The 12418-nt window shown below is 36.5% G+C and carries 7 protein-coding genes; 4 read left to right on the top strand and 3 right to left on the bottom strand.

Annotated features, from left to right (window positions below):
- Positions 1-117: 117 nt before the first annotated feature.
- From QZ576_RS20655 to QZ576_RS20645, 3 genes are all read right to left on the bottom strand, one after another.
- On the bottom strand, positions 118-372 hold the full coding sequence (locus tag QZ576_RS20655; RefSeq protein ID WP_297100940.1) for a hypothetical protein: 255 nt from the start codon (positions 370-372) through the stop codon (positions 118-120).
- 248 nt (positions 373-620) lie between these two features.
- Positions 621-1346 carry a hypothetical protein gene (locus QZ576_RS20650; protein WP_297100937.1) on the bottom strand — a complete coding sequence of 242 codons (726 nt, stop codon included), beginning with the start codon at positions 1344-1346 and terminating at the stop codon, positions 621-623.
- A 6-nt stretch (positions 1347-1352) separates the two neighbouring features.
- Positions 1353-1850 (bottom strand): sigma-70 family RNA polymerase sigma factor, encoded by a 498-nt coding sequence (locus QZ576_RS20645; RefSeq protein ID WP_297100935.1) that lies wholly within the window; start codon positions 1848-1850, stop codon positions 1353-1355.
- Positions 1851-2128: 278 nt separating this feature from the next.
- Between QZ576_RS20645 and QZ576_RS20640 the strand changes: the two genes are divergently transcribed.
- The 4 genes from QZ576_RS20640 (at position 2129) to QZ576_RS20625 (ending at position 11522) form a co-directional block, all read left to right on the top strand.
- A complete protein-coding gene (locus QZ576_RS20640; protein WP_297100933.1) occupies positions 2129-2719 on the top strand; it encodes a bifunctional nuclease family protein in 591 nt (196 codons plus the stop codon).
- A 122-nt stretch (positions 2720-2841) separates the two neighbouring features.
- Positions 2842-4293, top strand: a complete 1452-nt coding sequence (locus QZ576_RS20635) for a nucleoside transporter C-terminal domain-containing protein (RefSeq protein WP_297100931.1) — start codon at positions 2842-2844, stop codon at positions 4291-4293.
- A 301-nt stretch (positions 4294-4594) separates the two neighbouring features.
- Positions 4595-8806 (top strand): carboxypeptidase-like regulatory domain-containing protein, encoded by a 4212-nt coding sequence (locus QZ576_RS20630; RefSeq protein ID WP_297100928.1) that lies wholly within the window; start codon positions 4595-4597, stop codon positions 8804-8806.
- Between the two features lie 415 nt (positions 8807-9221).
- Positions 9222-11522: a T9SS type A sorting domain-containing protein gene (locus QZ576_RS20625; protein WP_297100925.1), complete on the top strand. Its 2301-nt coding sequence runs from the start codon at positions 9222-9224 to the stop codon at positions 11520-11522.
- The last annotated feature ends 896 nt before the right edge of the window (positions 11523-12418 follow it).

Below are 12418 nucleotides of genomic sequence, written 5' to 3'. Positions count from 1 at the left end.
ACCGTCAGGCGGATATCGCATCGGATTTCACTTATTCGAGCCTGATCGATTCAAAATTCGGACTGCAAAAGTAGTTATTTTTAGATAATTAGCAAATAAATGCCAATAAATTGACAGCTAATTTACAAGCTTTTCAATTATTAGCAGAAAATCCACTTTGGCCGTGGCTCCCATTGGCCTGAAGATTGGCTTAACATTGGGGATAATCGATACTACTTCGCCGCGCAAATTATTTAAATATTGCTCCAGCATTTGCTGATCTTCGTTCATGTTAACCTTTAGTTTGTGCACTTTATATTCCATGGCAGTTGTTTTTTGGTTGAACGTATTTACATTCCTTTTGTATTCCGGAAATATATACGCAGCCTGCATCAAAATCTTTTCAAAAAATGGTTTCTTTTTTTTTGAAACTCCGGTAGTGCAATAATTTGTTGCAGGGTAGAATCAAGTGTTATTGACTCACCCTGATTGTGCCTGCGACACAATCGTCCCTCTCTGCAAACAGAGAGGGAGTGAGGGAGAGTCAGCTAAAAACCGTCTAACTTTCGTTCCAGTTGGTGATTTCTGGGAATAATGACCGTTTTTTGATGCAGGCCGCAATGTTGGAGGCTATTTTCGGGTTATACGTTCATCAAAACAGCGATCAATAATACAAATCCGATAACTAATACCAGGCCGAGCAACAGTTTTTGTGTTCGGTCTTGTTTGCGCTGCAACTCGATGTTTTCCGTAACCAGTTCCAGATTTTTGTCGTTAAGGTCGTTCAGGCAGGTTTCGAGGTGTTTGATGTGGTATTTAGTTTGCCCCTGGTTAATTGCAAAATTGAAGACAATTCCAATAACAATAAACCCCAAAAACACGATAACATCTACTCCGTCGAAATTGCGCACATAGCCGTAAGTTGCGTAAAAATACACCAGCGAGCCGGCTATAAAACCAAATAAATAGGTGCCGGCAACCGAAAGTAGCGTGCTAAAGAATTTCGTCTTTAAATAAGTAAGCATCGATGCCAGTTTGTCGCGCGTAGTTTGCCCGTTGTCGGCAGCTTCGGTAAAACGGTTCAGCATTTTCCGTTGAATAAAAATTAGCGGTATAAGTAATAATATTCCTGCCGCGGTAACCACCATTATATTGGTGTTGCCAAAATAAAGTGCAAAATCAATGGCCAATACGCACAGTGCCAATGCTTTTAAAACAAGATCGAAAATAATCATGTTCCGTATTTTTTGGGTAGTATCGTTCGAGCGTCCCGAAATAAATTGTTCGATAGACAAGCTTTCGTAATCCGAAGCTCCCATCAGGGTTTCTGCTTTGTTCCACATGTCTTTTAATTTTTTGTCGTTCATGGCTTTTTACTGAAGGTTGAAAATCATTTCTTCCAGTTTGTGTTTAATACGAACCAGCTTTACGCTTACATTCGTTTTCGAGATTCCCAGTATCGAAGCAATTTCGTCGTAACTTTTTTCTTCGAGCCAAAGCAGAATTACCGCTTTATCGATCCGGTTAAGTTTCGAAATTGCCCGGTACAGTAGCTTTACCTGTTCCTTCTCGTCAGAAGTTTCTGTTTCAATACGATCGTTGTCGTGCAGCTGCTCAAAATGAATATCCGTTCTCGTTTTCCGAATAGTACTAATTGCCGTGTTTAATGCCACGCGGTACATCCATGTACTAAATTTCGACTCGCTCCGAAAATTTGAATACGATCGCCAAAGTTGCAGGCAAATCTCCTGGAACAGGTCTTCGCGGTTTGATTGTCCGTTGGCATAAACCATGGTTATTTTATGGATTATTGCCTGGTGCTTCTCAATCAGTGCGCTGAATTCAGTTTTATTTACAACACGGTTTTTCATTTTGCTCTTCACTCAGTAAGTCGCAAAAGCGGGTAAAAAACTACACTTGAACTGTCTTTTTTGCAGAAATTTATTTCGTTCGTATGTACGTTGCCCATGGCATTGGGTTTTGTGTGGTTCGAATATAGCTGAGTTTTGCTGAAATAAAATTGCAAATAGTGCATAAAACCGGGCAGTTTAAACCCATTACCTTGAAAACGGGCAAAATAAATGGAATGGAACCAAAATGATTATTATATTTGTTTGCATCGAAAAAAAGATACAGGGCAAACGTTAGCATGCAAAAAATACGCTTAAACATTTTAGGATTATCGGTAAGTCAGACCCAGTCGGGGGCTTACGCGTTGGTGTTGGCAGAAGAAGAAGGAGAACGCAGAATTCCTATAATTATCGGACCGGTTGAAGCACAGGCAATTGCCATTCAGCTGGAAGGACTAAAACCTCCGCGTCCGCTTACCCACGATTTAATAAAAAACATGGCTCTGGCTTTCGATATCGCTTTGCTTGAGGTAACCATTTACAAGCTGGAAGAAGGCATTTTTTATTCGGAACTGTTGTGCGAGATGAACGGCAAAGAGATCCGAATTGACTCGCGAACATCGGATGCAGTGGCGTTGGCGCTACGTTTCAGGTGCCCGATTTATACCTCGGAAGAAATTTTACAGAAAGCCGGAATTGTATTGGAATCGGACGATGAGAATTCTCCGGTGCGCAGTATGATGGATGAAGAAGAGCCCGAGACAACCGGATCGTCGTATGCACAATATTCAACCAGTGATTTGCAGGAATTGCTGAACGAGGCCATCGAAGACGAGGATTACGAGAAGGCATCGATAATTCGCGATGAACTGAATAAACGAGAGAAATAAGTTAGAAACGCATAATTAACAATCACCCCTATCGCTACTTCATCGCGATTGTCTCCGTCAGCTGACGGAGGACAGGAGGACCAAAGGGACGACAGGGGTGAAAGGAAATGAAAAAACACGCAATGAAACGCATTATAATGTTGCTGGTAGTAATTACCGGCATTTTCTTTTTTCAACCGCTGGCAGCTCATGCCACCGACGCAATGTTATCAGCCGCCGACGCTGCAGCGCAACAAACCGATACTTCGAATATTCTTTTGGCAAAAGAGCGACAAACACCTTTCTCGATTATGACGCTTTTTCGGGGATTGTTAGGAATGGTGGTGTTGGTTTTTGTGGGGTATATTTTTAGTTCCGATCGCCGTAACATTCCTTGGCGAACAGTAGGAATTGGTTTGGCCATGCAAATTTTGCTGGCGCTTGGCGTTTTGTATGTGCCTGTTGTACAGAGTGGATTTGAGTTTTTCGGAAAGATATTTGTTAAGGTGCTCGACTTTACCAAAGAAGGAAGTACCTTTTTGCTGGGCGATTTAATGAATGCCGATACCTATGGTTATATTTTTCTTTTCCAGGTGTTGCCAACCATTATCTTCTTTTCGGCTTTAACCAGTTTGTTATTCTACTGGGGAATCATCCAAAAAATTGTGTACGGACTGGCGTGGGTGTTTACCAAGGTGCTGAGAATTTCGGGAGCAGAAGCGCTTTCAGTTGCCGGGAACATTTTTTTGGGGCAAACCGAATCGCCGCTGATGATTAAAGCTTACCTCGATAAAATGAGCAAATCGGAAATTCTGTTGGTAATGACAGGTGGAATGGCAACACTTGCCGGAGGTGTTTTAGCGGCATACATTGCATTGTTGGGGGGCGACGATCCGCAACTTCGTTTAGAATTTGCCAAGCACTTGCTTACCGCTTCGGTAATGGCAGCACCTGCGGCCATTGTATTCTCGAAGATGCTGGTACCACCAACCGACGCAATAAATAAGAACATTGAAGTAAGTCGCGATAAAATCGGAAGCAATGTTTTGGATGCCATTACAAACGGAACAACCGAAGGGGTAAAACTGGCGGTAAATGTTGCGGCAATGCTTTTGGCGTTTATTGCCTTTATTGCCATGTTCAATTTTATATTTACCAAAGTGGGCGCCATCACACATTTAAACGAAGTTATTGCCAATGTTACCGATGGAAAATACAATGAGCTGTCGCTGCAATTTATATTGGGTTATACTTTTTCTCCAATTATGTGGTTGATTGGTGTGTGTCCGGAAGATATTGCTGTGGTTGGTCGTTTGCTGGGTGAGAAACTCATTCTTACCGAATTTATCGGATACGTTTCGCTGGCCGACCTGAAAGCAGCCGGAGCATTTACCGAAACCAAGTCGATTATTATGGCTACCTATATATTATGTGGTTTTGCCAACTTTTCATCCATCGGTATTCAAATTGGTGGAATCGGAGCGCTGGCACCAAAACGCCGCGTACTTCTTTCGCAATACGGAATGCGCGCATTGTTGGCCGGAACACTGGCTTCGTTGATGAGTGCGACGATTATTGGTGCGATACTCGGCTAGCCCTTATATCTAGAGTGATAGATGTATTTTTTTAATTATCCTTAGAGAGTCTTTTATAAAAATCTTATGTATGTTTTTGGATGATATAGAATTACAAAATTTCTATCATAATTCGAATAATGTGTATTGCGTGAGGGTTTGTAAATGATTTGTGTTGAGTAATTTAGAATGATTCAAAAAGCACGAAGGTTCATTTTTTGCTATTTTTAAGCAAAAACTAAATTGGCTAATGTGTTTTTCTACTATTCTCCGAGACATAACAATTGATAGATTACGGCACCAACAAACAGTTTTCATTTGCTTGAAAAAAGCAGGATTAATTTTTGCTTTAGCTTTCTTAGTGAAATTTGCCAATTCACAAGACATAAGCGGAAATGTACGCGACAACGTAAATGGTGCTGCAATAGAAAATGCCACAGTAAAAGCACGAGAAAATAAAGATGGTGCGCAAGAAAAAACGACAACCACAGATGCAATAGGATACTACGAACTCTACGACATAATAACGGCAATAAGTACAAATCCATTAGCAGATGACATTCTAAAATTAAATTATAACGGAAATCAAATAGAAGCAACATTACAATCAAAAATAGATCCTAAATTTGGAACAATAGCAAACATACTAGGTCAAAGACTAGCAGAAGGAAAGTTTGAACGGACAGGAAATTTCAATGAATATAAAGCACTATTAAATGTGGATGACTGGGCGACAGGAGTGATGATATTTGCCGACCAAGCAGGACATAGCACAAAAATAGTATCAAATAACCTACCGTACCAAGGAACACAAGTATATGATTTCAAAGAAAAAAGTGCAAATGTTGGAACTGAAGAAATAATTATTCAAACAGACGATGATCCTCAAATAGATGCATACCAACCACGAACGGATACAGTTGAAGTTAACAAAGGAGATGTAGTTGACATCAATCTTGAACCATGGCCAGAACATACAGTAGATTTTTACTTCGATATAGAAGATAGAAACGGAAACAACTTAGAAAGTGCAACAATAAATGTTAAAGAATTAGAAAACGAAGATTTGAGATTCACAAGAAGAAGTGACGCAAATGGAGAAGCAACAATCTCTAATATTCCCGTAGGATATGAAGAAGGAAATAAATTAAATCCTAAAATAACAAACTGGGCACGTAATGTTACTCTAAATGGATTCCAAACATTTAACGATACATTATGGGGCGTTACAACAGGCGAAGAATATCAATTAATTAAACTAACAGAAGAAGGAGCAAAACAATTCTTTGCAAATCTTTATACTACAACAACAAAAGAAAATGATGATAGTGCGGTAGAAGGAGCACTTGCTAAACTATGGGAGATAGGAACAACAGACACACTAAAAGTGACCACTAATTCTCAAGGTGAAGCTGATTTCTTGAATGTAGAAATATCATCAAGTGATGGAGAAAATCCTGATAATGTAAACTATGGATACTCATTAAGTAAAACAGGACTTGAAGATTTAGTTACTAGTTTCACACTGACAGAAGGAGACTTCAATAAAAGTTTCCAAATGGTTGAAGAACAAACAGTCCCTACAGATAAACAATATACAATAATTCTTAACTCAGAAGACATGCAAGGAAATGACGTTCAAAACATGGACTGGGAAATAAGAAACTCAAACAATGAAATCATTGATTATGGTAATACTGGGAGCAATGCAATTGACACTGCAATGTTCGTAAATACAAATGCAAGTCTTAACATAATAATTAATACTGGTGCTGATGAATACAAAGATGCAACGAAAACACAAACAGTAAACGCAGGTCAAACATCAATCACAACGATGAATGAACTTATGACATACTTATACGAATGGAAAGTATTCGCAAAAGACAGTGAAACAGGAAACTTGTTAGACTCAGTCGAAGTAAAAGCATATCAAAATAATAACATAATCGCTCAAAGTAATGGTGGAAGTAACACTGAAGTTAATTTATCAACAACACAACCAGGACACACAATAGATTTAACACAACTAATACAAAGAAACGGTTATGAAACACCTTCAATGGATAACATAACAGTAACAGAAGGACAAGCAAACGAGTTCACATACAACCTGGTTAAAAGAACAGTAACTCCTGACACATATAACTATACTGTAACAATAGTTTCCAAAGATAAAGATGGAAATCTTAATCCAAATTCTGATTGGTCATTTACAGATGTTAGTTCTAATAAAACATGGACTGGAAACACGGGAGCAAACTCAACATCAATTCTTGAATACACAGATACAGATGAAAACTCAGATGTCGAGTTAACAGTAAGTAAAACAGAATACGAAAATGACTTTATAGCAACAAACATCGCATCAGGACAAAATATAACACTAACATCAGATAACGCAATAATCAAATATTTATACGAAGCACAAGTAGGCGCAAGAAATGCACAAACAGGAACAGACATTGATTCAGTAAATGTTCGAATGCTCTTTAACGGACAACAAATTGACGAAGATAATAGTTTAGAGGGGTTAACTGCATATCTTGAAATGACACAACCAGGACACTCACAAAATGTTTCATTCATAGTAGACAGAAACCAATTTGAAAGCGACACAATAAGTGCAACACTAAACGAAGGACAAACAAACAATTTTGTTTATGACTTGACTCCAATAACACAAGTTCCTGTTGAAAAACAATATACTATAGCAATTTCATCAAACACTCCAAACGTTGCATGGACAATATCAGGAGACGAAGGAACATGGAATGGAAACACAGGAGAAAACAGTCTTGACACATTAGAATTTATGAGTATTGACGCAAGTGAAGTACTAAACTTCTTAGCTGAAAAAACAGAATACACGGATTATCAAACACAAGTAACAGCACTTGCAGAACAAATAACAAACATCAATTCAGTACAAGAGAGATTAAAATATTTATATGAAGCACAAGTAGGTGCAACAGATAGTGAAAGCGGAACTACTCTTGATTCTTTAGATGTACAATTATTATTCAATGGACAAGTAGTAGACAGCGACCAAAGCTTAAGCAGCACAGTTGCAAACCTAGAAATGCAAGCAATAGACCACACACAAGACGTTGAGATTATTGCAGGAAGAAACGGATATGAAAGCGACACAATAAGTGCGACACTAAACGAAGGAGAAGCAAACAATATCACATTCCAATTAGTAAAAGAGCAAAGCGAACCACAAGAAGCAGTTGCGTACTTATGGAGAGCACCATTTGATCCAAACCAATCAGGAGCAATAAGCGACATAGAAATAATAAATGAAGAACTTAATTATCACGACATAAGAACAGGAGTATCCCATGACGTTGCATGGAAAGATACAATTCCAGTAAATGCAACAGGAACAACAGAAGTAAAAATAATATACACTCCAAGACCAGGAACTGGAAGTCAAGATTTATACCCGCTTGAAAAAATAATAACATTATCTCCTGACGGAACAAGCCAAGGGTATGATTACTTAGAAGCAATAAGACAAGAAAAAAGAATAAAACTAAATATTGTTGACGCAATTACAGGAAATAACGTTAACGGATACACAATAGACGTGAAAGACAATAATGGAAATGTTATTCAGACAATAACAAGTAATGACGGAAACGCATTAACAAAAATGCTCCCAGTAGGATTTCAAGGAAGCATAGATGCTTACAAAGACGGAGACAACCAACACTTCAAACACGATGGAATACCAATAGTGAAAGAAAGCAACCCACTAAATTATCCTCCTAGCTCAGGAAGAATATTATTTGAAGAAGATGGAGTAGACAGATTCGCAGATACATTACAAGTTTACGATATACGATTAGTACCAACAGTAACACAAGACCCAAAAACTGGCGAAAATAAAACTGTAGATATTACAAGACTAAAAACAATGGATGGAAACAACAGCAATTATCTACCAACTCTTAGAGATGGAATAATAAATGTTCACTTTGCAGATGGAACGACAACTGAACAAAAACAATGGGCACAAGGAATGTTCGATTTAATTAATGACGACTTTGGAATACCATTCGTACTAAACGAAGTTGCATCAGCACTTCCAGAAAATGGAATTACAGTAACAAGCATGGATAACTTATATCTTAACAGCATAAAAGGAATGACTGGAATGAACATGGAAGTAAGTGACCTTTCTGGATTAACAAGCATACAAGGAACAGATAACATCGACGACATAAACGTACATACTAGTTCAAACATAAGACTACGAGAAGGAACAACAATAATGAATGGAGATGAATACAGTTACAGTACAATAAGTGGACTTAGAGAAATAATGTATAGAACATTTCATACAACACAATATGATGGTGCTGTAAGTGTTTCCAACATAACAACTCCAAATACAATGACAGAAGTAGATATGAGTGGAGATAGAACATACTACCGCTTAATTTATGAACTTCGAAAAGGAAGATCAGAATCAATTTCTAATGGAAAAGGCAGTAGTGGAACATATACTATTGAATTAAATAACTGAAAATACGGAATGGTAAACAGAGTGGCTAAATTAGAGTTCATAACGCCATATCTGAATTTTATACGTAAACCCTATTTTCTGTCTTAATCAAAATGTTAACTAGGTTACAATAGTAGGTGCGATACTCGGTTGAGAGTAGATCATTCGTTCAATAAATAGCATGTTTGAGCCTATCATATATTGCCTCTTGAGCATATTCAACTTAAGTTAACTTTTTTAATGTTAAAGTATTAATTATCTTGCAAATATTAAGAGTTGATCAGATGAATTTCTAAGGAAAAAACTTGGTTTATACTCCCAAGCTAGAGGTCTAAAACAGATTGACAATTGGGAAATAACCCAATGTTTAGGAATACAGACACGTTACCAACAAGGCTAAGAAAAGAAGATTTTATCCAAAAAAATTGAATCAAATATGAAAATTATAAAATTAACTCAAATTTTTATAAGCTTACTTTTTATGATAGCAATGGAAGCTTTTAGTCAAGATTATAGCGCTATAACTCAAGGTGTTGATACTATTAATGGTGGTGCTTTAGGTTCAGTACAATTACTTAATCCTGATGCCATGCCAATTGCCGCGGGAAGTGGAGCATATTCCGGATTGGTGTACTCTGCTGCTGTTCATTATGGTAATGGAAAAGCATTAATTGTCGGACATGAAGGAGCATTGGTTGACGATAGCATGAATAAGTATGACCAATTAACCTTTTTTGTAAATACTATAAAATGGTTGAATTCAACGAAGAAATCAATATTAATTAAAAATGGTTGGGCAAGTGAAGGAAATATGTCCATTTTAATTACAAAATTAAAAGCTGAGGGCTATGCCATAAAATCAACAAACCAGAAGATTGTATTGAGTGATTTAATCAATGTCGGTATTATTATTTTTGGAAATGATTGGAATAACGAGCAACCATATACACAAGAAGAAATTAGTACAATTGAAGAATTTGCAAGGAATGGTGGTGGTGTTCTAATCGGTGGATTGGGGTGGAGTTATTCGAATAATATGGATGACTATTCAATGAATAATATTGCTGGTATATTTGGGTTAAGGTTTGGCAAAGACACCTTTTGGGATACTCCATATATTACTCAGTTTTATCCAAGTATAAGTAATTTGACGGTAGCAGGTTCAATTTCTACAATAAAAAATATCACAGCAACATATACCACTTCTTTACCCGAAACATTGCAAAACAATGAAACTGTTAGGTATTCATATACGAGTTCAAACGGTTTTCTAACAAATGTTTTGGGCTATCTGCCACAGGATAATGAATTAAGGGATACGATTTATAATTTTTACACTAAGTTGTTTGAAAATTATTCAATGTTTCAGAAGAGTATTTCTTTAAATAATAATTATGAAACAGCATTTATTTGGCTTAAAGAACGTATGTACGCTAATCTGCGCTTATCAAAAGAACTTACACCTGAAATTATACAACAAATAAGTTCAACATTAGGTTTGACGAATCAGTACAAAGATATATGGGAAAATCATCAAGTTATGCTGTATGATAACTCCAAACTAGATGAAGCTCAATTGAAATTTACACAAGATATATTAAACAGTATTCCTTCTGAAATTAACAAACTAGGAGGTATTTCTTTTAGCGATTTTTTGGGAAGTACATTCAAGACCAATATTGGAGAAGGTTTGCCCAGCGTTAATACTTTTACTTTTAAAATTGGGACATATCCTGAGAATCAATTCCCAAGTGATGTCTCACCAGGAATTACAGCTGTTTTTTGTGCTGCAATGGCTCATGAAATAAATCACATCGTTGATGCCTACTATGTAAATGCTAATGAAAAATTTAAAACAAGAAAGGAACAACTAATAAGTCAAGCTGGCGTAATTGGTGGAAACTATTTACGCTCAACTGTTACAAACACTGAGAATGATTTTTTCGTACAGAATCCACAGGAATTTTTCGCGTCAATTGCAAATCAGTGGTTTACAAATTCAGAAAAAGTTTTAGAATTAGGTTTAACTAGATTTGACAATGATTTTAAAGAACCCATTAATCAGTTTTTATTTTATGCGGATGTCTATAGCCTTGGAAGTGATTCTACAATATTTTACAAAAACGATTTAAACGGTAATTTTTCATCATTTAAAGTTCCTATTGAGAGAGATGGCAATGGCAATATAGAGGGAATTGAATTAAATAGTACAACTTACAATTTTCAATTAGATAATTCAGGAAATGTATTAAATTATTACGTTGACAAAGAATTAAATGATACAATAACATATTATGTTTCAAGTCCTGAATTCGAAGCAATATCTCCAATGACAATATTTGAATCAAAGGAAATCATTTCCACTCAAAACGGCGATAGTGTAATAAACCGCTATTCTAATTTTGTTTATAATCCAACATATTGTTCTATAACTGACACGCTAATTATTGATGTTACATTGACTGGCATTAATCAGCCTAACAATACAAATACAATAAGAATTTATCCCAATCCGGCTCATTCATATGTAATTGTCAATACGGGAAATTATCAGTCAATGTCTGATTATTCAATAAATATTAAAAATATGCTTGGGCAAAATGTTTTCAATGCTAAAACAAGTGAACAGGAGATTCGAATCGATTTAAATAACTTTGGGGGTTATGGAATTTACATTGTAGAAATAGTCGATAATTCAAACAGTTTGATTACAACAAGAAAAATAGTAATACAATAGACTAAGATATTCAGAACTTAAAAGATTGTGTTAATTAAACAATTAAGGCAGTGAAGGAAGAGTTAAAGCGATTCCTGATGAAAAGTAGGATGTTCGCAAAAGAACAAACTCTTGAGATATTTTGTCAAGCTTAAGAGTAGAAAGATAATGAATGGGTGAGTGGGATTGATTGTAAACTAGCTTATTAGGTGAGTTAAAATAGCATTGTGTTTGCAACAAAAGCCAGTAGTTAAAACAATGGATAATGCAGAGTGTGGTTTGGAGGTATGCTAACTGTAGATTATCGCTAGCAGCTCCATGTTATTCGGACAGGAATGCATTGCGAATTCTGTCCCGACAACATGTGTCAATCTCTACTTCTATAAGGTTCATTAAGTTCCCAAGTAAAGATAGAACGCTATTAACTATGAAAGGGTAAAAAACCTCAATCTATGCAGTTTGCAAAATGTCTAACTTGGCTAAGGTATTTCTTTTTCATCAAAATGTTGACTAGGTTGCAATAGTAGGTGCGATCCTCGGTTGATACTAACAGAACCTTGAATTAAAAATTACGTAATATATATTGGATGGTCGTTCAGACCGTCTGTGTGTTTGGGGGTTAACATTAGTGAAGGAGACTGTTGAGTCTCCTTCTTTCATTTTCAGGCAAGTAATAAAGATAGTTACGGAAGTCTAAAAAATCTCAATAAATACATAATGGTCTTTTATTGCCATTTTTTGAATCAAAATTGATAACACTTGCCTCCCGCTGTGTCATAAATTTGCAAGTAACAGTTTCAAGTAACAAAATTGAAACATCGACCCAACGCATCAAACCTTACTTATTTTAAATGCCGGTTAGTACCGAAACATCCGCTTAATGGGTGAGTATTTGGCAAGAAATTGACAACAATGAA

Origin of the sequence: uncultured Draconibacterium sp. (genome assembly GCF_913060805.1) — a bacterium.
Taxonomy (GTDB): Bacteria; Bacteroidota; Bacteroidia; order Bacteroidales; family Prolixibacteraceae; genus Draconibacterium.
Note: the sequence above shows the minus strand (reverse complement) of the source record. Positions and strands in the feature narration are given on the sequence as shown.

Excerpts from the sequence above, each read along its gene's own strand:
- QZ576_RS20655 (WP_297100940.1), bottom strand. The coding sequence starts at position 372 with ATGCAGGCTGCGTATATATTTCCGGAATACAAAAGGAATGTAAATACG.
- QZ576_RS20650 (WP_297100937.1), bottom strand. The coding sequence starts at position 1,346 with ATGAACGACAAAAAATTAAAAGACATGTGGAACAAAGCAGAAACCCTG.
- QZ576_RS20645 (WP_297100935.1), bottom strand. The coding sequence starts at position 1,850 with ATGAAAAACCGTGTTGTAAATAAAACTGAATTCAGCGCACTGATTGAG.
- QZ576_RS20640 (WP_297100933.1), top strand. The coding sequence starts at position 2,129 with ATGCAAAAAATACGCTTAAACATTTTAGGATTATCGGTAAGTCAGACC.
- QZ576_RS20635 (WP_297100931.1), top strand. The coding sequence starts at position 2,842 with ATGAAACGCATTATAATGTTGCTGGTAGTAATTACCGGCATTTTCTTT.
- QZ576_RS20625 (WP_297100925.1), top strand. The coding sequence starts at position 9,222 with ATGAAAATTATAAAATTAACTCAAATTTTTATAAGCTTACTTTTTATG.